Origin of the sequence: Leptolyngbya iicbica LK, from assembly GCF_004212215.1 — a bacterium.
Lineage (GTDB): Bacteria > Cyanobacteriota > Cyanobacteriia > Phormidesmidales > Phormidesmidaceae > Halomicronema > Halomicronema iicbica.
In genome coordinates, this window is the sequence record NZ_QVFV01000008.1 from 44,443 (window position 1) to 64,379 (window position 19,937).

Genomic DNA, 19,937 nt, shown 5'->3' on the forward strand with positions numbered 1-19,937 from the left:
ATCGCGGTGAATCATTTGACTACTCAACTTGCAACTTGTGCGCTTGCGGCATCAACTATGACAGATCCCAATATTGGGCAAAAACTTGCGAATCGCTACGAGCTGATGGAACTTGTAGGGCAAGGCGCGATGGGCAAGGTCTATCGGGCAGAAGACACGTTGTTGGGAGGGGTCATCGTTGCGGTTAAATTTCTATCCCAAACCTTGCTGACCGATAAGATGCGCGATCGCTTTGTGCAAGAAGCCACCACCTGCGCTCAACTCGGACAAAACAGTATTCACGTAGTGCGCGTCACTGATTACGGCGTCAACGAAGATGACATCCCGTTCTACGTGATGGAATATTTGCAAGGAGAAAGCCTCAGCATCTTAATCAGTCAAAAAGCGCTCCCGCTGCCCCGATTTTAGGCATCATTCGTCAAATTTGCTTAGGTCTTAAATCCGCCCATGACGGGATTCGTGTCCGCGGCTACGATCGCCCTGTTCCCATCATTCATCGAGATATCAAACCCAGCAATATTTTGGTCACTCAAGACCCGACCCTCGGTGAACTGGCTAAAGTCCTGGATTTTGGCATCGCCAAGCTGATGCAGACCGATAGCGAACAGACCAGTTCCTTTATGGGAACGCTGGCCTATGCCTCGCCCGAGCAAATGGAAGGCAAAGAACTGGACAACCGCTCTGACATCTACAGCCTGGGAATCTTGATGTACCAAATGCTGACAGGGCATTTGCCGCTGCGGGCTGCAAGCCACACTTTTGGCGGTTGGTATAAGGTGCACCATACCGAGCCGCCGACGCCGATGAGCCAGGCCGCCCCAGATTTGCAAATTCCCCAGGTGTTAGAAAACTTGGTGATGAGCTGCTTGGAAAAACAGGTAGATAAACGCCCGCAAAATATTGTGGCGATTCTCAACACCCTGGAACCGCTAGAACAGCGATACGGTACAGGCTTTCGGGTCGGACAACGAATTGGGGCAGCGTTATCGCGCGTGCCGATCTCCCCCAAAGCTAAAAAAGAGAGGCCGGCTGAAATTCCCTCCGATGCGTTATCAACGACTGAAGGGGATGTCTGTCGCCTCGCCTCGTGGCCGCCGAATAAACCGATCGCCGAAATTGTCTTTCCCCATATTCTCCAAAGTCGTGACGGTGCACTCTCGACGTTGTGGGTGATGATGCCGCCGGACGAGATTGCCAAGCGCCTGCGAGGAACGCGCTACAACACCTTTATTTGCACTATGTCACCTCATCCCATGGCGCTGTGGCTCACGGTCTTGTATAGTCCCAAGCATGGACCGCGTTGGCTCCCCTGCTTCCTCGATCTCAAAACTCAGGCAGGCCAGGAAATTGCCTTCCATTTGGGCCAAAGTGGAGAGTACAAAGTCCTCTACTTTTCGACCCAGGAACCCCAAAAATGTGCCCACGTGGTCACTTGTAGCATCGCTGCCCCGCAACAAAAGATGCTGCAAAGCTGGGTCATGACGGCCCGTACTCAGCCATCGGTGGGCAGCCCAAATTTCAGCAAACAAATGCTGCGCGATGAACTCAACAACAACCTCAAGGAAAAAGTCTTACAGCATTTAGAGTCGTTGTATCTCGATACTGATTGATATGTCTGCCGCTGTGGCCAGCTCTGAGTCAACGACAGCTTTAAGCCGTTGGGAGAGACGGCGCTGGATTTCTGCCTTAATCAGCTTTTGGGAAATACAGCACCGGATGCCAGCTATGGCGCAAAATTTCACGAGTCAAGCTAGGCACTGACCAGCGCAGTAAGCCGCCGATGCCCCGCGAAGAGGTCGCGATCGCCCCGATATCGTGACGGTCAGCTGCCCGCAAGATTTCCGTCAGTGGGTCTCCCTCGACCACCAAGGTTTCCACCTTAAGATTCAGTTCCCGCAACATTTCAGCGGCTTTTTCCAAGCGTTGGCGGGCATCCTCCATGGGACGATCCCCCTGCAATTCCCGGCGAATGTTGTCGTCAATCACCCAAAGCAGCCAGTATTGATGATCGGCTGGGGGCGGATTTTGCTGAATTCTGGCTTTGAGGGCCTCTAAAAACTCTGTGGAGCCTGCTGTTCCGTCATAAGGGATCAGCAAATAATGAAACAGATGGCGACAGCGTAGCGACAATTCTTCCGTCGTGAATGTCGAAATCAGATGGGGCCGCAAAATCATCATCGGCACTGGCGTCCGCTCCACGAGTTTCATCGTGGTGCTGCCAAAGAGCTTTTCCGACAAGATATTGCGGGTGGGCATCCCCAAAAAGAGGACCTCACAGCCGGTCTCCTCAACTGTTTGCAAAATGTTGCTGCTGGCCCGACCGCCGCTTACCAGGACCTTGACATCTACCCCGTCAGGCACCTCTTGAATCACCTCTTTGAGCTTGGTCTGCGCGGCGGCAACTTCATCTTCATCCACTCTCGGGACGCTGCGATCAGTTTCGACTGGCACATTGTGGAAAAAGGTAATGTCTTTGAAGCCACTCTCTACCAAGCTAGGAATGGTATATGCCAAACGATATAGGCCATCTTCTAAATCAGTACTGATCAGAGCTTTCTGAAACATCAAAAGGCTACTCCACCGAGCGCTAGCGTCCTTATCATGATGCATTTAAGCACCAGCAGCAATGAAAGATGGGGATACGGTAACAACCGCTTAAATATCTAAACGCCCATTTTGAGCGGGATGAACTCTTGGGGGATGATCGAGCAATTCCTGAAAGGCCAGCAGCGAATGCTTGGTCAGGGCAGCCGCTAAGCAACATTATCAAGCGGGGAAAGTCAGCCGGACTACTCAAAGGAATGAATTTGCAAGGTGAGCTTTTGTTCCCTTCTTGCTGTCGACTCTACGGCTGTGAGGAGGGCTGGCTTTCCAGTTCTGCAGGCGATCGCAGCAGCCTGCGAGTCAGCTAAAAAATCACGAAAGTTGGTCTAGTGGAGAGCACCATACGGCTGTGAAAAGAATGGTGCCGATGTGGTTCAAAAATATCGATGTAATGGCCAGTTACGCTGACAGACAGCGAGGAATCACAGAGAGCTGCATGAGTTCAACCAAGCCAATACTAAGGTCGAGAGATGTCGTTGGAAGTTGATGAATAAGGTAAACGCCCCATCATCCCCAGCTCAATTCTGAGTAGAACTCAGCGAGAGAAGGAGGTCGTCCCTCATCAGTACAGAACAGATCGATAAAGTCAGTAACCGTTCAGAGCGATACGTTACGCGGCGGAGTCGATGCCCCATTCATGCTTCAAGAATTGCTTGTACATGGTTTCGCGCATCATCATTTGCTCGTATAGCTTGACCAAGAACTCTTGGGCTTGCTCACGGCTCATCTTATCGACTTGGGTCTCAAAGGAGCGCAAGCTAAACTTTTGCTCCAACGTGAGTTTCATCGGTTCGTTCATGATTCAATCGTCCAACTTGAGAAACAACCCTTGCTAGAACGTGTGAGACAAATTCACTCGCAAGTTGCATCTTTTGTACCCGCGATCGCCTCAAACTTCCGCAAGTGGCTATCAATATCTTACAAAATGTAAAAAGCGTTTGACAAATAGACTACTGTTTGTGGCTGGAGTGACAAGTAGGCTACCGTTTCCAGGGATGAAATTTTGTGGGGGAATTTTAAAGTTGCACTTACAGCTGGCGTTCTCGCCGCAACATTTGTCGGTAAGCGGCCCAACCCGCAATGAGCATTGCCCCTGCAAAGCCCACTAAAAAAGTTAGGTGGGGGACAATTACCTCGCCGTCTTCGGTGTTATCCACTGCCGCTTGCAAGGCCAAAATCATGTGATACACCGGATTATATTCGGCCAGGGAAAGTAGCGAATCGGGAAATAGACGGATAGGTAAGAACGCTCCTCCGAGCAACAGCAGCGGTACTCCAAAAGCCGCCACCAACGCATTCACGTCTTCGGTGCGTCGCGCCAGTTGCGTGCCTAAAATAAAGCCCAATCCCACATATGCGCCAATGCTGAGCAGAATGATCAGCACAGCTAGCGGTAGCGATCCGGTAAACTCAGCGCCGACGGCGATCGCGATCGCCCATACCAAAAGCGCTTGAGCCAGTCCAATGCCACAGTGCGCCACAAAAATGCCTAAAAAGTAGGCCATGCCGCTGAGCGGTGAGAGAAACAATCGCTTGAGGGTCTGTTGTTCTCGCTCCGATACCACAGTCGCGACACTGCCCCCCAAGCAGCTAAAAAAAAGCGCCGCCCCGACCAGCGTGGGGGCCGCCGCTTGTTGATAGGCGAGCGCGGTATCAATCTGTGCCCGCTCAGCCAAGATCAGGCTGTTCATCACCAGCATCAAGACGGGAAAGACTGCCCAAAAAATCAGGCTACGTCGTCGCCGCCACAACTCTTGCCAAATTCGTTGCGCCACTGCGATCGCTTCTTGCAGGGTTTTGACTGCCATAGCTGTGCACCTTAAGGCCTAATCCTGACTGTAGCCACGTTACCAATGCAAGTTGGCATGCCACAATAGATTCACCCCAGAAAAAATCTCCGTTGCGAGTAATTGACTGTCGCTGTTAAGAGTTATGGTCTCAGGCTCGAAGCCATGTTGGGGCAACACCGTAAACGATTTGCTAGCTGGAGATAGCATTGATCAGCCTGCTCAAAAAAACTCAGGATGTCTTGATGCGCTGGTGGCGTGACTTCACGCTACAGACGCGCTTGCTGGCTGGGGCTACCCTTGTTGTCTCACTACTTATGAGTGGTCTGACGTTTTGGGCCGTTAACTCCATTCAGCAAGATGCGCGTTTTAATGACACACGGTTTGGTCGCGACTTGGGCTTGCTCCTGTCAGCCAACGTCGCTCCCCTGGTTTATGAAGGGGATACTGAAGAGCTGGCGCGGTTTTCCTACAGCTTTTATCAGAGCACGTCGAGTGTGCGGTACATGCTCTATGCCGATGATGAAGGCTCCATTTACTTTGGGATTCCCTATTCCGATGCCTCCGTTCAAAGCTCGCTCACCCTGCGGCGGCGGATGCAATTGCCGGATGACTACGCCCGCAACGCCAATCTGCCCTTTGTTCGTCAGCATTTAACCCCAGCGGGGGAAGTGACCGATGTTTTCGTGCCCATCAAGTACGACGGCAATTATCTCGGCGTCTTAGCCCTGGGAATTAACCCAAATCCCACCGTCGTCGCTTCCTCAAACTTGACCCGCGATGTCACAGTGGCGGTATTCGTGTCGATTTGGGCCATGGTCATTTTAGGTGCGGTATTTAATGCGCTCACCATCACTCAACCCATCAAAGAGTTGCTTACTGGGGTGAAAAACATTGCTGCGGGTAACTTCAAGCAGCGGATTGATTTGCCGTTGGGCGGTGAATTGGGGGAACTGATCTACAGTTTCAACGATATGGCCGAGCGCCTGGAGCGCTACGAAGAACAAAATATTGAAGAATTAACCGCTGAAAAAGCCAAGCTAGAAACACTCGTTTCCACGTTCGCCGATGGGGCAATTTTGCTCGACACCAATATGCATGTTGTGTTGGTCAATCCGGCCGCTCGACGCATCTTTGGGTGGGAAGGGCGTGACCTCAGCAACACCACGGTTTTGCAGCATTTTCCGAATGCGGTACGGGTGCAACTCACGCGCCCCCTCTTTATGGCCTCAGCGGGTGAGTCCGAGGGCATGGAATTTCGCATTGTGTTGACTGAGCCCACCAGTCGCACCATTCGGGTGCTGCTGAATACGGTGCTCGATCCGTCGCGCGAAAATGTTAAAGGGATTGCAATTACCGTTCAAGATGTGACGCGAGAAGTCGCTCTGAATGAGGCCAAAAGCCAGTTCATCAGCAATGTCTCTCACGAACTGCGGACGCCGTTGTTCAATATCAAGTCATTTATCGAAACCTTGCACGAATACGGGGATGACCTGAGTACCGAGGAGCGCCAAGAATTTTTGGAAACGACTAATCATGAAACCGATCGCTTAACTCGGTTGGTGAATGATGTGCTCGATTTGTCCCGCTTAGAGTCGAATCGTCGTTATCAATTTGGTGAGGTCGAGGTGGCGCAACCGATTGAGCAAACATTGCGCACCTATCAGCTCAACGCACGGGACAAAAAAGTCAGCCTCCATCATGAAATCGAAGCTAATCTGCCACCCGTGCGGGGCAACTATGATTTGCTATTACAGGTGTTGGGTAACTTGATTGGTAACTCGCTGAAGTTTACCGAAGCGGGTGGCCAGGTGATGATTCGGGCCTACCAACTCCCCACAGAACAGCATCACGACAGTTTAGATGAATTTATCCGCATTGAAGTTGCGGATACTGGCATTGGGATTGCGGCTGAAGATCAAGAGGCCATTTTCGATCGCTTCTTCCGCGTCGAAAACCGGGTACACACCCTGGAAGGAACTGGTCTCGGGCTCTCGATTGTGAAAAATATCGTCGAAAAACACAGCAGCCAGGTGCATTTGGTCAGTGAAGTCGGCGTGGGGACGACTTTTTGGTTTGATCTGCCCGTTTATCAGTCTGAGACGCCGCCGATGGTGATGGTGGCGACCCCTGATGAAGGCGAAACCCCAGATGAGGTCTCGCCAGAACTGATCTCAACTCAAAGCAGTAACGATAATTAAGGCGGCTTTAATGCTGCCGCTGTCAGTCGAGGCAAGTTATCGCTGGCTGTCAGCGACGCATTAAACGCTGTCTGTTGGTGTTTGCGAGCAGTTGCCAACTAGTCTTCTGGCACCACCCACTTGGGCGGTTGGGACGCTCGTTCCATCATTTTGCGTCGCACGGCTTCGTCCGCCATGGCGAGCATTTGGTCGAGGGAGGTTTCTTCAATAAATTTGGAAGCCTGTTCTTTGTATTCTAAATTGGGGCATTTATCCCCCAGAATGCAGCCATTCTTACAGGCTTCGGCACAGTTGATTGTCTCCATTCCACTTCTCCGAACTGCTTTGCGGTTAGGGTGCGGTCACATCACCCCCGACACAAATTTTAAGGGATTGCTGTAGGGCTTGCTGATGACCTGTTAGTTGTCAGGCTGTGGCAACGGTTCATACTTGTCGAATAAGGCATTCAGGAGGGGCGGAAGGCGATCGCTTCAGCGTGGCAGTCAGTAGGATAGAGAAGTTACCTCTGTGAACCCATGCCATGTCTTCTACTGTGACTGCCACGACCCCTGATGCTACGGTGACGCCGTTGCTGGGCCAATCGTTGGATGAGTTGACCGCTTGGGTGCAGGCACAGGGACAGCCGGGCTATCGCGGCAAGCAGTTGCACCAATGGATTTATGGGAAATACGCACGAAGCTTGTCTGAGATTACGGTCTTTTCGAAAGCGTGGCGGGCGGAGGTTGCTGATGTGGCAGTGGGGCGATCGCATCTGCATTTTCGTTCTGTTGCGCCAGATGGCACGATTAAGTATCTGCTGAAGCTGACGGATGGCAGCGTGATTGAAACGGTGGGCATTCCCACAGAAAAGCGACTGACGGTGTGTGTGTCATCGCAGGTGGGCTGTCCGATGGCGTGCGATTTTTGCGCGACAGGTAAGGGTGGCTTTTTGCGTAATCTTGAGACCTATGAAATTGTGGATCAAGTGCTGACGGTGCAGGAAGATTTTGGTCAGCGGGTCAGCAATATTGTGTTTATGGGTATGGGTGAACCGCTGCTCAATGCGCCGCACGTGGTTAAAGCGGTGCGATCGCTCAACCAAGATATCGGCATTGGTCAGCGTTCGATTACGGTTTCGACGGTGGGCATTCCGGGACAGATTCGGCGATTGGGTGAAGAAAAGCTCCAAATCACGCTCGCCGTCAGTCTTCATGCTTCCAATCAACAGCTGCGCGAAACGTTGATTCCCAGTGCGCGGAAGTATCCGTTTGAGGAACTGATTGACGAGTGTTATGACTATGTCCGCACGACAGGCCGGCGGGTGAGTTTTGAATATATTTTGCTGGCGGGGTTGAACGATTTACCCCAGCACGCGGCAGAACTCGCTCAGATGGTGGGGGGCTTTCAGAGTCATGTCAATCTGATTCCCTACAATCCCATCAGTGAGGTGGATTATCAGCGGCCGAGCGATCGCCAAATTCAAGCCTTTGTGGATGAACTGCAAAAACGTCACGTTGCAGTCAGCGTCCGTTATTCGCGGGGATTGGAAAAAGATGCCGCCTGCGGCCAGCTCCGCGCCCAAAAGCTGAGCGACTCATCCATGCCGGAATAACTCATGGGCCTCAGAGCGGTATGGTCGGTGACGATGCGGCAAGCTTGCCTGCGTCACTTAACCCGTAATCCCAATCAGCGGCTGGGCGTGGAGCAGTTGATAGCGATCGGTGGGTTTCGCTAGCGGTTCGACGCTAGCCAGGATCAGTAGGAATAACACAAAAGTTCTTTTCATTCTGGGGGCAGGGAATGTGGCTACTTAAAACCACCGCATCCCCACCCCAAATCACGCAGGCGATTGTGTGTTTGTGATGGCTACTGCCTTTGATATGGATCACAGAAATTGGCCGTCAACGCTCTGTGCCCTCTCTCTGCATATTCAAAAACCCGCCGGGAGCAAGACTTCCGGCGGGTTGAGCAACCTAAAAATGTGTCTCAGGCTTATTGAGCGGCAAGAGCCTCTTCAATCCAACCGTCAAACTGTTCTTGGTTCTCGGCCACCCACTCTTCGGCATGGGCGCGAATTTGTTCCGGGGTATCTTCGCCGTCTTGCATCAACTGATTCTGAGCGCTCACATCACCGATGGGCACCTCAATCAGTTCAAAGAACTTGGCCGCTGCCGGATTCGCATCAACAAATTCTTGGTTGGCCAAGATGACCTGCTGGTCAACGGCAAAGCCGAGATTTTTGCCTTCGGCACTGGTGTCATCTTCAGTGACCTCAGCTTGAGCCTCGGGCAGGCTGGTGTAAGGCACTTCCAACCAGGTCACATCTTCACCTTCTGTCAGCACACCGCTGACCCAAAGGGGAGTCCAGGTGTAGAACAGGATGGGCTCGCCCTGCTCATAGCGGGTAATGGTGTCGGCAATCAGGGCAAAGTACTGTCCTTGTTCATGTTGCACCGTATCCCGGAGGCCGTATTCATCCAGTTGGTGTTCGATCACAAGTTCACACCCCCAGCCAGGATTACACCCTGTGAGGTTGGCTTTGCCGTCGCCATCGGTGTCAAACAGGGCGGCAATTTCGGGATCTTGCAGTTGCTCAATAGAGGTGATGCCGTATTCTTCGGCAGTGGCAGTATCGATTTTGTAGCCTTGCAGCACGTTCGCAATGTAAGTACCCGTGCGTTCAAGCGCGTCGTCGCCGCCGCTGTTGGCGAAAAACTCTTCGTGCAAGGTTTCCCAATGGGCTGCGGTGTAGGTGATACCGCCGTTTGCTGTATCAACGTGCAGGGTAGCGTATTCGAGCTCCTTAGGCGATTCGATCGTATAGCCCATCTGCTCTAGACCGATGTTGACAATCTCGGTCTGAAAGAGTTCTTCTAACACGGCATAGCCAGGTACAACGCTGACGCCTTCGCCGGGCAGGTCACCAGTAGCGGCGGTTTCTTCAGTGGTCTCGCCGGAGTCTGTGCCGGTATCGGTGGCTTGTTCGCCGCCACAGGCAGAGACGCCTGCGATCGCCACCGCTACGGCTGCGGCTGCGCCGAGACGATTAGCCGCGATGGGCAATTTGAAAGTATCGAAATTGAAAACCATAATGTCGAAAACTGAACTGCATAACAACAATGAAAATTTGCCCCCACCGTAAACAGATGCTGATGGTGGTGGGCAAGACGATGGCAAACCGACTTTAAGACGTGGCGGTGGGTACCCGACGGCGCTTGCCCAGCATGGTGCGAATTGCGCCAACTGGGCCGCGGTCTTGCCAAGAGAGCCCGTCTTTAGGCGGTTTGCCAATCGCTTGGGTTAAGCGATCGAGCACGATCGCCATAATCACGATGCCAAGTCCGCCGACGGCGGCGAGACCAACATCTAAGCGGCCAATGCCCCGGTTCACCATTTGGCCGAGCCCCTCGACCGCAATCAACGAGGCAATCACGACCATCGACAGCGCCAACATAATTGATTGGTTGACACCCGCCAAAATGGTCGGCATGGCAAGGGGCATCTGCACTTCCCAGAGCATTTGCCCAGGGGTAGACCCAAAAGACTGGGCGGCCTCGATGGTCTCTTCAGAGACTTGGCGGATGCCAATATTCGTCAAACGAATCAAGGGAGGCACAGCAAAGATAAAGGTAACAATCACCCCCGGAACCTTGCCAGTGCCAAACAGCATCACTACTGGAACAAGATATACAAAAGCGGGGAGCGTCTGCATGGCGTCGAGCACGGGACGGATGGTGGCCTCGACGCGATCGCTGCGCGCAGCAGCAATGCCCAACGGCAATCCAACCAAAATGCAGAGCACCACAGCGGTGATCACCAACGACAGAGTCGTCATGGTTTCTGACCAAGCCCCAATCAGCCCGACAAAAGTCATTGCGACGATGCTAAAAATCGCTAAGTTGCGACTGGCAAACTGCCAAGCAAATAACCCTAAAGCCCCCAGAAACACAAACGGGGGTATGGCTTGCAGGAAGGCTTCAATGCCATTGAGGGCCTGACTAATGGGCACTCGAATAGCTTGAAAGACCCAGCGGAAATTGGTGACGACCCAATCCACAATGCTGGAAATCCAATCGCCTAAGGGGATAATTTCAGTCGACTGGTTGAGAAACAACCAGTTAAAAAAGTCTTGAATTGCGGTGTCCATGAGCTTAAGAAAATTACAGCGTGGCTCTGACAGTGCGGGACTGACCAGTCCGATGAGAGAGCCACTGAGGCCATCGGTGAGCTGACGCGACAAAACGGCGTCCAGGCTCGCGCTAAACAGCGACTTGATCAATCGGGGTCATGTCAACTTCCGGCTCCTGGCTAAGGCGACCAATGCTCGCGAGAATGTCTGATTGCTCGACCACGCCCTTAAACTTGCCTTTGCGGTTCACGACGGCAATGGGGGCACCAGATTGAGCTATGTGGAAAATTTCTTCCAGGCTGGTAGAGGCTTCCACGGTGGGGAAGTCCGTGCGCATGACCGATGACACATCTTCGACACCGCTGTTGACAGCACTTTCAAGATCTTGGCGCATGAGTATACCGACAGGCTGACCTTGGCGATCGACCACATGCATTCGGCGACGATTGTGAGTTTGCATATCTTGCAAGGCAGCCCGCGCGGAGCCCTGGCCCAGAATAAAGGGCACGGTTTGGCGCACAATTGATCCCGTTTTCAAAACCTGTGCCCGATTGACATCTTGGGTAAAGGCGGCAATGTAATCATCAACGGGGTTGGTGATGATTTCTTCAGGGGTGCCGACTTGCACCAAGTAGCCGTCTTTCATGATGGCGACGCGATCGCCAATCTTCAGCGCCTCTTGAATGTCGTGGCTAATGAACACAATGGTGCGCTGCAATTCCGTTTGCAAACGCATGAGCTCATCTTGCATGCCTCGGCGAATCAGGGGATCGAGCGCACTAAAGGCTTCATCCATAAGCAAGATGGGGGCATCAGTGGCAAGGGCGCGGGCCAATCCGACCCGTTGCTGCATACCACCACTGAGCGAACTGGGCGCATAGTCTGCCCATTTCCGTAAACCCACAATTTCCAGCGTTTCCAGAGCCTTTTGGCGTCGCTCTTCAGGGGAGACGCCGCGCATTTTTAAGCCGTACTCGGTGTTCTCTAAAACCGACTTGTGGGGAAACAGTCCAAAGCGCTGGAAGACCATGGAAAGTTTCGTGCGGCGTACTTCTCGCAATCGCTTGACATCCACCTTTGCCACGTCTTCTTCGTCAATGTAGACATGGCCACTGGTGGGCTCAATCAGGCGATTAAGACAGCGCACCAGCGTCGATTTACCAGAGCCAGAGAGGCCCATGATGACGAATAATTCGCCCTCGCCAATAGAGAGGGTAACGTCAGCGACCCCGAGCACATTGCCGGTGGCCTGCAAAATTTCATCCCGATTTCCCCCTTCCCGAAAAAGTTTCAGGGCATGCTCAGGATTTTTCCCATAAATTTTGACAAGATTTTCAATCTTGATTTTGGGTTGTGAACTTGACATTGCTAACTCCTATGAAGTCGAGCAGTCGGCTAGTTCACTCAAACAGAGCGAAAAACCTACCTCCTCTTGAGAACCCCAAGTCCTCGGATTTTATGACTACTCTAGAGTACCGAATTATGACCATAAAGTAAGCCAAGAACATGTGAAAGCTTTGTTTGAACGCATCTTTGTGATTTAGAAAATTAGGGATTCTGCTATTTGCTTTTGCCGCAAAATAGCCTTGCAGAAAAATAAACATATAGCAAAAATGCATTTTCATAACATGTCATGACACGAATAAAAAGACTAAAGATTTTTTTAACAATTCATTCCATTTCACTCAGGGTAGCGCTATAAAGAATAATCGCCACTGAATTGTGATGCAGAGAAATTTCTTAGGTCTAATTTGAAATCCGTTCGTTGATGTTCTGTAGGGTCCAAAAATATGCTTGAGACGTGGGTCTTTACATAGTCTCTTAGCTGTGATGGCAATGATCTTTTTCTGTCCCGAAAAATGTAACGTATAGTTAAGTCTGGCTGGATTTGGGATCTGGGTTCTCGATTGAATAAAGTTTATTTTCTCGATAGAGGAAATCTTGGGTGGATGGTTGACTATTGGTGTTGAGTCTGTATGTCAAGTGTTTGACGTCATTTTCTGGATGGCGATCGCGTTTCTAAGTCATGTTCACGCGGCTTTTCACTGGCTGGGGCATGAATCTGATGGTGTTGTAGTGATGAGGATTGTGGATGACTGCCCCCGATGAAATGACTGGCGAGATGAGCTTGGTTGAGGTGCAGACTTATGTTGAACAAGCGGCTAAGTTATTAGGCTTGTCGTTGCCCGAGTCAGTCGAGCCGCAAGTAGTGGAAAATTTTGTCCGTGTGGTGGCGATCGCTCAACCAGTTCTGGAGTTTGAGCTGCCGGACACCCTCGAATCGGCTCCGAGATTTGAGCCTTAGCGGTAATCGGGGCAGGGCTCCAGTTTCTTATTGCTTTTAATGGATGGTGTAACGAGCGATGGTGTCTTTTAGCAATGCAACGGCGATCGCCGCCGCAATTACTCAGGGAGAGGTGCAGGCCCAAGCGCTGGTTGAGGAGACTTTGCACGACATCAGTGAACGCGATCGTGCTCTAAATTGTTTTACCTCGACGGTTGCCGAACGAGCCCTAAAACGTGCCCAGGCCATTGATCAGGCGAGGCAAGCCGGACAACCCCTCGGGCCACTGGCTGGAGTTCCTTTCGCCGTTAAGAATTTGTTTGACATGGCGGGGGAGGTGACCTTGGCCGGGTCCAAAATCAATCGTGACCATCCGCCCGCGATTCAAGATGCCACTGCGATCGCGCGATTAGAGCAGGCGGGGGCGATTCTCGTCGGGGCGTTGAATATGGATGAGTATGCCTATGGATTTGTGACGGTCAACCATCACTATGGGGCAACGCCTAATCCCCATGCGCCCCAGCGGGTTGCTGGTGGTTCGTCGGGCGGCTCAGCCGCTGCCGTCGCCGCGCAACTCGTGCCCCTCACGCTGGGGTCAGATACCAACGGTTCCATTCGAGTGCCAGCGGGCTTGTGTGGTGTGTATGGTCTGAAGCCCACCTACGGCAGGTTGTCCCGGGCAGGGGCGGCGCTGTTTTCAACCAGCTTGGATCACATTGGTCCGTTTGCACGATCGGTGCGCGATATCGCCCTCAGCTTTGATGCTATGCAGGGGCCGGATGCGCGTGATCCCGTTTGCACTGAAAGAGCTCCTACGCCGACCTTGCCGCAATTAGACCAGGGCATTGACGATCTGAAAATTGCCTTGCTAGGCGACCACTTTGAACGAGGTATGCAACCAGAAATTGCCTCGGCGGTGGATAGCGTGGCGACTGCATTAGCAATTGCGCAAAAGGTGACCTTACCGGAGGCGGCTCGCGCTCGCGCTGCGGCCTATTTGATTACCGCGAGTGAGGGCAGTCAGCTGCATTTGCCCCGCTTGCAAACCCGCCTGATGGATTTTGATCCAGCGACCCGCGATCGCTTTGTGGCCGGAGCCCTGATGCCCCAGAGTTGGTATTTACACGCCCAACGGTTGCGCCGCTGGTTTCGGGACCAAGTGCGCGCCGTCTTTGAGCAAGTGGATATTTTGATTGCGCCGACAACCCCTTGCGTAGCACCTTTTCTCGATCAGGAGACGATGCTCATTGAGGGCCAATCGGTGCTGGTGCGCCCTCATTTGGGACTGTATACTCAGCCACTCTCATTTATTGGGCTCCCGGTGTTATCGGTGCCCGTGGTGCAGGCCGGGTCGCTGCCAGTGGGCGTTCAAATTATTGCGGCCCCCTACCAAGAGGCCAAAATTTTACAGGTAGCTCAATGGCTTGAAACTCAAGGCATTGTTGCCCCAACAGCCTATGGGAACCGGGCGATCGCGGATTAACATTCGCGCCGCTGACGGGTGAGCGATCGCCGATCGCCAGTCACTCCATCTGGGCATCCTGAAGGAACCATTAGGGTGCAGGAAAAAATGATGATTCAGCGTTGCTCAAGCTGGGCAAAGCAGCGCTTGCTGGTGCGATCGCCAGCGGGCTTAACCCTCATAGAGGCGTTAGTCGTGGTGGTGATGATTGGTATCTTAGCGGCGATCGCGACGCCCTCTTGGCTGCAATATCAACTCAACCAAGAAGTCAAAGCCGGACGCGATGAGCTGCGGCAAGCCATTCTGCAAGCCCAGAACAATGCCATTACTCACCGTGAAGCATGGCGTTTTAGTTTGCGCCAAGTTGATAATCGGCTGGAGTGGGCCATTCATCCCAACAGCATCGACTCACAGAATGCGCTGGGCTGGAACGTTCTGAGCCCCAAGCTCATGCTTGACAATGCCGATACGACGCTACGTTCGCGGAACGGCATCCGCTATGTTCGCTTTGGTTTTCAGGGGGAAGTCGAGTGTTGCCTGGGTACCGTCACCCTCGACAGCAAAAATGGGGCCGCCCGCAACCAATGTGTGGTCATTTCGACCTTGATTGGCGCGACCCGCAACGGCAACGAACATTCTGTGCCTAATGATAGCGATCGCTATTGCTACTAAGGAATTGGAATTAAATTAAGTGTGAACAGCCGTCGCGGCTGTTCAAGAGCTGGCAAGATACCTGCCCGACAAAACTTGGATTTTATAAAATCCTGATTCCTAAGCTAATGGCCAGGCGCGATCGTCATTAAACCCCGTATTCGGCCTCGACCTGTTGACGGCACGTGGTGCGGTCAACGCCGGTGACATTGCACCGCTCAAAGGCCAGTTGTCGCAATGTGGGATCGGGTAACTGATCGGCATAGGCCAGTGCCTGATCAAAGTACTCAATACTTTCGGGAATGCGGTCTAAGCGACGCAAAATTTGCGCTTTGAGGTACAGCAAGTCAGGATTCTCAGGGGCTGCTTCGAGGGCTACGTCAATGGCTGCCAGGGCTTCCGCATCGCGGCTGAGGTCACGGTATCCCAAAGCAATGCCACGATACGACACATAGGTGGGATAGCCGTAATTTTGTAACCGGGCGATCGCCCGCTCGGGGTTCGCAAAGGGTAAATTCACCGCCAGTAACAAATCCATATAGCCCTTGATCAGGCTCAGTTCTGGATCCGTGGCATCCACCGCTTCAGCCGCATCCATGCGATCGAATACAGTTTGCAACATGCCCAACGCCTTGGGGGTACCTTGAGCAATCCCCTCAGTTTGCAAAATATGTGCTCCTTCTAAGAAGGTGCCGACGGCCTCATACAAATTACTGCGCAAGGGATCCGTGCTTGAAAGCTGCATGGCCGTTTGTTCGGTCAGCTTGGCTTTTTCGTACAAGCCATCCCAGTCGGCATCGAGATAAGCAAACGCTGCCCCCAAAGCGTGAAATAACGGATCGCTGGTAGCTTCGGCGTCGGCATTCGCCAGTGCCTCGCGGGCCACCACGTAGTCACCATCGCGGAACATCGCGTAAAAAATCTGTTCACTCGTCTCGCTAATGCTGGTCGCGGGTGACTGGGTCCGAAATGGATCGCCCGCCCACCCCGGTTGCATCAATGGTAATAGCGCCAGTGCGACGCCTAAAACCACTCCGAAGAGTCGCCGCAGAATGGTTGCCCGGCCCAAACGTGGTCTAAAAACAGAGAGATTTGCCATAGGTCGTGTGGAGCTCAAGAGATACTCAGAGTGAACGCTGTGTGAAAGATACTGACAAGATTCCGGTAGATCGTTTTACTAATCATCGATCCACCACTGCATTGACGCTGGCGCGCAGTGATTTCAGCCGTGATGGGATGCCAGCAAGCATCCTGATTTTTTTGCACGTATCTGAGCTTTATCGGCTCATCAATATCGGTGAAATCAGTTAACTCTGAGATCATATGGTATTGACGGATACGATGCTTCCTTTGACGATGATAGCGATGGAGAGTTCCTGGCTGGTGATCGCGATCGCCTCCGACAAGAAATATCGGCGATCGCTCCATCAAGCGAGACAAATCCGGGTAACTTAGGAACAGCCCACCCCGCCGACGAGATGGCATGCTCAACCTTTGTGATCTGTCATATCACCCCGCCTCGACCCCGCAACCGATTCTGCAAAGCCTCAACTTGCAGCTAGGTCCGCAACAGCTCGGCCTGGTCATCGGTCCGAGCGGCTCTGGCAAAACGACGTTGCTCGAAATTTTGGCAGGCTTGGCTTATTCCACTGCGGGGGAAGTGCGCTGGCGGGATCAAGTCTTGACCCCCGAAGCCTTGCAGCAATTAGCTGGACTTGTCTTTCAGTTTCCTGAGCGCCATTTTTGTGGCCACAACGTGTTGGAAGAGTTGCGCCTCGGCCACCCCGAATTGTCTAAAAATCACATCGTCACCGCCCTCGAATCCGTTGGCTTGGGCCATCTGTCGTTCACTTCAGAGCCGCATGCGCTCAGTGGTGGTCAGCAGCGTCGTCTCGCGTTAGCGGTACAGCTCATCCGCCAGCCCTATCTACTGTTATTAGACGAACCAACCGCCGGCTTAGATTGGTCGATGCGTCGCCAACTGATTACGCTGTTGAAAAAGCTCAAAAAAGACTGGAGTCTCTTAATCGTGACCCATGACGCGGCAGAGCTGATCGAACTCGCCGACTGTGCCTGGAAGCTGGATCATGGTGTATTGACGCCATACGCTTTACCCTCTGCGGCTGAAATGACCGCTTGAGCCCTGGACGGGCCTAATCTCAAACCGCAGCCATGAGGCGAGGGTGATGTTTCGGCACAAGTTTGCCTGGGGAACGCCTAGCAGTAACGGCCTGCTGTCAGTTAGTTTACAGCTCCCTCATTGGGCTGTAATACTGCTGTTTCTAACTGTTGTTTGGCCATTCGCTCCATGTCTTCTTTGCCCGATTTCGCAACATCCTGGCAAGCCACGCTGCATTGGGAACCAACGCCTGCTCAACAAGCAAGCTTTCAACAATTGTTTGAGGGCATTTTGCAGGGCAACCAGCAAATGAATCTGACGCGTATTACTGAACCGACCGAGTTTTGGGAAAAGCATCTCTGGGATGCGCTGAGTGGCCTAGCCCCTTGGTTGTCTACAGCAGGGGTAACGCCTTGGCTCCCACCTGGGTCTTCGCTGCGCGTGATTGACATTGGTACTGGCGCAGGCATTCCGGGGTTGCCAGCGGCGATCGCATTTCCCGACTGGCAAATTACGCTCCTCGATTCCACCCAAAAAAAGGTGCGGTTTTTAGCGGAGCTGGCGACCGCAATGGTGCTGCCGCAGGTGCGGGCGATCGCGGATCGCGCTGAATTTCTCGCCCATCAGCCCAGTCATCGCGAACTCTATGACGTGGCATTGCTGCGAGCGGTCGGACCAGCCGCCACTTGCGCTGAGTACGCTCTCCCCTTCTTAAAGCCCAACGGCATTGCCATTTTGTATCGCGGTCAATGGAGCGAGGCCGAAGCACAGCAGCTAGATAGCGTGGCAGGCCAACTCGGTGGCAAGTTGGTGGCTGTCCAACCCTGGCAAACCCCGATCACCCAAGGCATTCGCCACTGCGTTTATCTGCAAAAACAACACCCCACGTCGGAAGACTTTCCGCGAGCCGTGGGCATTCCTGCAAAAACGCCCCTCGTTGGCTAGTTCACTGCCACGGTCAAAACACGCTGCGTCTCAGTGCAAAAGGGGACGCTAGGCATCCCCAAGGAGTGATGGCCGGGAGCTGTCGCTTAGCGATGCGAGTGATGTGGGGCAGGCTTCAAGCAATCATTAGAGAATCTTGACTCTCTCCCAAGGTTTTCTGAACTTAACAATCGTTTATGAGCTGCATTGAATATGAGTCTGATATTGTAGTTGTGTGAACATTTAAGAAGTTAGCTGCTTTGCATTGAGGTTTGTCTGGTCTGGCGATGGTGCAAAGCGCTCGGTTATGGAGTGATAGTTGATGGTTGATCACACTGGCGTTGGGGCCTCGTCTGCGCGTTCGGGTCATCGAGTGACGCCGTGGCAAGGCCTCTGGCAGCGCCTTTCAATGCGCTTGCTGCTGCTTTTAGGCATTGTGGTCTTTGGCGCTGCGGTGGGTGTTGACTCTCTACAGCAAGCGATCGCGGCTGATATGACCGTGGATGCGATCGCGCCCAACTTGGTCTCTCCCATGGTTGGTGAAAACCATCCTGATGGGTCGGCCAGTTTGGCTGGCACCTATTTGGAATTTGACGCCGAAACTGCCCAGCGCTTGCAGCGTAGCGATTTACTCAGCTCTCGGTTAACGCGGAGTCGGCTTACTAGCGCTCACCTGTTTGCCAGCCGTTAGTCCCAGCCTCTACCCAGACTCAATATGAAAAAGCCCTGCCGTCAACGACGGCGGGGCTTTTGCGTGTGCTGTCTGTTTGCTAAGAGAAACGACAGGAAGTCTGACCGCTGACTAGACGTTGGACGCCGTTGCTGGGCTGACCGTCCTACAAGATTCTCAATGCATACTTGATCCCAGGCTGCCCATTTGCCTGGGCGTAATAACGTGATATTGCCGTGTTTTGATGACATTTATCTCGTCTGTAGCGGCATCCAAGGGACCTGCCAAACCCTCATTCATCCACCCAAGTCCTCGCCACTAGCATCGGAGTTGATTGTCGATCGCCGGCCTGATCTCTACCAGGGCAAACGACTGCCATCCCACGAAAAGAAGGCGCCGTTGTCGGCTTCGGTGGCGTTGTCGATGATGGTCAAGAGTTGGGTGACGGTGCGATCGATCGAGAAGAGTTTGCCCGGTGGCACGTTGCGCTGAAATGGCTCTGATAAGCGCGTGTCGGTCGTGCCGGGGTGCAATGCCAAAATGACCGTGTGGGGATTTTTGCGACCATATTCGATCGCCGCTGTCTTCAACAACATGTTTAGCGCCGCTTTGGAGGCCCGATAGCCATACCACCCCCCCAGACGGTTATCTTCAATGCTGCCGATTTTGGCGGAGAGATTAGCGAACACAGTGCGGCCCTCTTGGCGGAGCAGCGATTGCAAGTGCTTTGCCAGCAGAATGCCCGGCACACTATTGATTTGAAAATATTGCATCAGCTGGTCGACATCAATTTGTCGTAGACTCTTTTCTGGCTGCAAGCTGCCCTGATGTAAGACCCCGACACAATTGACGACTAAATCTAAGCCTGCCGCTTGAGCTTGAATCTTGGCGGCAAGTTGGGCGACTTCGCCTTCTTCAGTTGCCTCTAATGTCAGACAGTGGAGCTTGGGATGGTTTTGTAGCGCTAGTAAATCAGTCGCTGTCTCAGGCTGACGATAGGTGGCAAATACGCGGTGAAAGCGATCGTCGGCGAGCAAATGACGGACGAACCCCAACCCGATTCCCTGACTTGCGCCCACGACCAGCGCATTTCCCTGTTGCCAAGTTTGTGCCAATGCGTTCACCTT

Annotated in this window: 18 protein-coding genes and 1 pseudogene; 10 read left to right on the forward strand and 9 right to left on the reverse strand. The window is 52.9% G+C overall.

The features are described 5' to 3' along the window. Positions 1 to 129 precede the first annotated feature (129 nt). Positions 130 to 1,610: pseudogene (locus DYY88_RS20800) on the forward strand (serine/threonine protein kinase). A gap of 76 nt (positions 1,611 to 1,686) precedes the next feature. Here the strand turns inward: DYY88_RS20800 and DYY88_RS20805 are convergent. From DYY88_RS20805 to DYY88_RS20815, 3 genes are all read right to left on the reverse strand, one after another. Beyond that, positions 1,687 to 2,565 (reverse strand): universal stress protein, encoded by an 879-nt coding sequence (locus DYY88_RS20805; protein ID WP_039726217.1) that lies wholly within the window; start codon positions 2,563 to 2,565, stop codon positions 1,687 to 1,689. Positions 2,566 to 3,214: 649 nt separating this feature from the next. Continuing rightward, on the reverse strand, positions 3,215 to 3,403 hold the full coding sequence (locus DYY88_RS20810; RefSeq protein ID WP_039726219.1) for an NblA/ycf18 family protein: 189 nt from the start codon (positions 3,401 to 3,403) through the stop codon (positions 3,215 to 3,217). A gap of 229 nt (positions 3,404 to 3,632) precedes the next feature. After that, a complete protein-coding gene (locus DYY88_RS20815; protein ID WP_039726220.1) occupies positions 3,633 to 4,412 on the reverse strand; it encodes an ABC transporter permease in 780 nt (259 codons plus the stop codon). A 224-nt stretch (positions 4,413 to 4,636) separates the two neighbouring features. Between DYY88_RS20815 and nblS the strand changes: the two genes are divergently transcribed. After that, complete coding sequence (gene nblS / locus DYY88_RS20820; RefSeq protein ID WP_242517650.1) at positions 4,637 to 6,592, forward strand: two-component system sensor histidine kinase NblS; 1,956 nt, start codon at positions 4,637 to 4,639, stop codon at positions 6,590 to 6,592. A 98-nt stretch (positions 6,593 to 6,690) separates the two neighbouring features. Here the strand turns inward: nblS and DYY88_RS20825 are convergent, their stop codons facing one another. After that, positions 6,691 to 6,897 (reverse strand): hypothetical protein, encoded by a 207-nt coding sequence (locus tag DYY88_RS20825; protein WP_039726221.1) that lies wholly within the window; start codon positions 6,895 to 6,897, stop codon positions 6,691 to 6,693. Positions 6,898 to 7,112: 215 nt separating this feature from the next. Between DYY88_RS20825 and rlmN the strand changes: the two genes are divergently transcribed. After that, positions 7,113 to 8,183: a dual-specificity RNA methyltransferase RlmN gene (gene rlmN, locus DYY88_RS20830; RefSeq protein ID WP_039726222.1), complete on the forward strand. Its 1,071-nt coding sequence runs from the start codon at positions 7,113 to 7,115 to the stop codon at positions 8,181 to 8,183. A gap of 380 nt (positions 8,184 to 8,563) precedes the next feature. Here the strand turns inward: rlmN and proX are convergent, their stop codons facing one another. From proX to DYY88_RS20845, 3 genes are all read right to left on the reverse strand, one after another. After that, positions 8,564 to 9,661, reverse strand: coding sequence for a glycine betaine/L-proline ABC transporter substrate-binding protein ProX (proX, locus tag DYY88_RS20835; protein ID WP_084607018.1), 1,098 nt, complete (start codon positions 9,659 to 9,661; stop codon positions 8,564 to 8,566). Positions 9,662 to 9,755: 94 nt separating this feature from the next. After that, positions 9,756 to 10,718 (reverse strand): ABC transporter permease, encoded by a 963-nt coding sequence (locus DYY88_RS20840; protein ID WP_039729643.1) that lies wholly within the window; start codon positions 10,716 to 10,718, stop codon positions 9,756 to 9,758. Positions 10,719 to 10,830: 112 nt separating this feature from the next. Further along, positions 10,831 to 12,066 (reverse strand): quaternary amine ABC transporter ATP-binding protein, encoded by a 1,236-nt coding sequence (locus DYY88_RS20845; RefSeq protein WP_039726223.1) that lies wholly within the window; start codon positions 12,064 to 12,066, stop codon positions 10,831 to 10,833. Between the two features lie 726 nt (positions 12,067 to 12,792). On the opposite strand from DYY88_RS20845, the gene DYY88_RS20850 reads away from it, so the two are divergent. The 3 genes from DYY88_RS20850 (at position 12,793) to DYY88_RS20860 (ending at position 15,118) form a co-directional block, all read left to right on the forward strand. Next, positions 12,793 to 13,005, forward strand: coding sequence for a DUF4089 domain-containing protein (locus DYY88_RS20850; RefSeq protein ID WP_236146332.1), 213 nt, complete (start codon positions 12,793 to 12,795; stop codon positions 13,003 to 13,005). A 58-nt stretch (positions 13,006 to 13,063) separates the two neighbouring features. Continuing rightward, positions 13,064 to 14,467 (forward strand): AtzE family amidohydrolase, encoded by a 1,404-nt coding sequence (locus DYY88_RS20855; RefSeq protein ID WP_039726227.1) that lies wholly within the window; start codon positions 13,064 to 13,066, stop codon positions 14,465 to 14,467. 87 nt (positions 14,468 to 14,554) lie between these two features. Beyond that, positions 14,555 to 15,118 (forward strand): pilus assembly FimT family protein, encoded by a 564-nt coding sequence (locus tag DYY88_RS20860; protein WP_130199547.1) that lies wholly within the window; start codon positions 14,555 to 14,557, stop codon positions 15,116 to 15,118. A 127-nt stretch (positions 15,119 to 15,245) separates the two neighbouring features. Here the strand turns inward: DYY88_RS20860 and DYY88_RS20865 are convergent, their stop codons facing one another. Then, the gene (locus tag DYY88_RS20865) at positions 15,246 to 16,196 is read right to left on the reverse strand and encodes a Sll0314/Alr1548 family TPR repeat-containing protein (protein WP_072041311.1); all 951 of its coding nucleotides are present in this window, start codon (positions 16,194 to 16,196) and stop codon (positions 15,246 to 15,248) included. 41 nt (positions 16,197 to 16,237) lie between these two features. Here DYY88_RS20865 and DYY88_RS24340 point away from each other — a divergent pair, with 41 nt between their 5' ends. The 4 genes from DYY88_RS24340 to DYY88_RS20880 all read left to right on the forward strand — a co-directional run bounded on the left by DYY88_RS24340 (position 16,238) and on the right by DYY88_RS20880 (position 18,831). Further along, positions 16,238 to 16,408 (forward strand): hypothetical protein, encoded by a 171-nt coding sequence (locus DYY88_RS24340; protein ID WP_160299528.1) that lies wholly within the window; start codon positions 16,238 to 16,240, stop codon positions 16,406 to 16,408. A gap of 172 nt (positions 16,409 to 16,580) precedes the next feature. Beyond that, the gene (locus DYY88_RS20870) at positions 16,581 to 17,237 is read left to right on the forward strand and encodes an ABC transporter ATP-binding protein (protein ID WP_039726228.1); all 657 of its coding nucleotides are present in this window, start codon (positions 16,581 to 16,583) and stop codon (positions 17,235 to 17,237) included. Positions 17,238 to 17,405: 168 nt separating this feature from the next. Beyond that, on the forward strand, positions 17,406 to 18,161 hold the full coding sequence (gene rsmG, locus DYY88_RS20875) for a 16S rRNA (guanine(527)-N(7))-methyltransferase RsmG (RefSeq protein ID WP_039729649.1): 756 nt from the start codon (positions 17,406 to 17,408) through the stop codon (positions 18,159 to 18,161). Between the two features lie 301 nt (positions 18,162 to 18,462). Then, positions 18,463 to 18,831 (forward strand): hypothetical protein, encoded by a 369-nt coding sequence (locus tag DYY88_RS20880; protein ID WP_039726230.1) that lies wholly within the window; start codon positions 18,463 to 18,465, stop codon positions 18,829 to 18,831. A 335-nt stretch (positions 18,832 to 19,166) separates the two neighbouring features. On the opposite strand, the gene DYY88_RS20885 is transcribed toward DYY88_RS20880, so the two are convergent. Beyond that, positions 19,167 to 19,925 carry an SDR family NAD(P)-dependent oxidoreductase gene (locus DYY88_RS20885; protein WP_236146333.1) on the reverse strand — a complete coding sequence of 253 codons (759 nt, stop codon included), beginning with the start codon at positions 19,923 to 19,925 and terminating at the stop codon, positions 19,167 to 19,169. Positions 19,926 to 19,937: the final 12 nt, after the last annotated feature.

Bases quoted from the DNA above. Each gene is read 5' to 3' on its own strand.
- DYY88_RS20840 (WP_039729643.1), bottom strand. From the start codon at position 10,718: ATGGACACCGCAATTCAAGACTTTTTTAACTGGTTGTTTCTCAACCAG.
- DYY88_RS20850 (WP_236146332.1), top strand. From the start codon at position 12,793: ATGACTGCCCCCGATGAAATGACTGGCGAGATGAGCTTGGTTGAGGTG.
- rsmG (WP_039729649.1), top strand. From the start codon at position 17,406: ATGTCTTCTTTGCCCGATTTCGCAACATCCTGGCAAGCCACGCTGCAT.
- DYY88_RS20865 (WP_072041311.1), bottom strand. From the start codon at position 16,196: ATGGCAAATCTCTCTGTTTTTAGACCACGTTTGGGCCGGGCAACCATT.
- DYY88_RS20815 (WP_039726220.1), bottom strand. From the start codon at position 4,412: ATGGCAGTCAAAACCCTGCAAGAAGCGATCGCAGTGGCGCAACGAATT.
- DYY88_RS20845 (WP_039726223.1), bottom strand. From the start codon at position 12,066: ATGTCAAGTTCACAACCCAAAATCAAGATTGAAAATCTTGTCAAAATT.
- rlmN (WP_039726222.1), top strand. From the start codon at position 7,113: ATGTCTTCTACTGTGACTGCCACGACCCCTGATGCTACGGTGACGCCG.
- DYY88_RS20805 (WP_039726217.1), bottom strand. From the start codon at position 2,565: ATGTTTCAGAAAGCTCTGATCAGTACTGATTTAGAAGATGGCCTATAT.
- DYY88_RS20870 (WP_039726228.1), top strand. From the start codon at position 16,581: ATGCTCAACCTTTGTGATCTGTCATATCACCCCGCCTCGACCCCGCAA.
- nblS (WP_242517650.1), top strand. From the start codon at position 4,637: ATGCGCTGGTGGCGTGACTTCACGCTACAGACGCGCTTGCTGGCTGGG.
- DYY88_RS20810 (WP_039726219.1), bottom strand. From the start codon at position 3,403: ATGAACGAACCGATGAAACTCACGTTGGAGCAAAAGTTTAGCTTGCGC.
- DYY88_RS20880 (WP_039726230.1), top strand. From the start codon at position 18,463: ATGGTTGATCACACTGGCGTTGGGGCCTCGTCTGCGCGTTCGGGTCAT.
- DYY88_RS20855 (WP_039726227.1), top strand. From the start codon at position 13,064: ATGGTGTCTTTTAGCAATGCAACGGCGATCGCCGCCGCAATTACTCAG.
- DYY88_RS20825 (WP_039726221.1), bottom strand. From the start codon at position 6,897: ATGGAGACAATCAACTGTGCCGAAGCCTGTAAGAATGGCTGCATTCTG.
- DYY88_RS20860 (WP_130199547.1), top strand. From the start codon at position 14,555: ATGATGATTCAGCGTTGCTCAAGCTGGGCAAAGCAGCGCTTGCTGGTG.
- proX (WP_084607018.1), bottom strand. From the start codon at position 9,661: ATGGTTTTCAATTTCGATACTTTCAAATTGCCCATCGCGGCTAATCGT.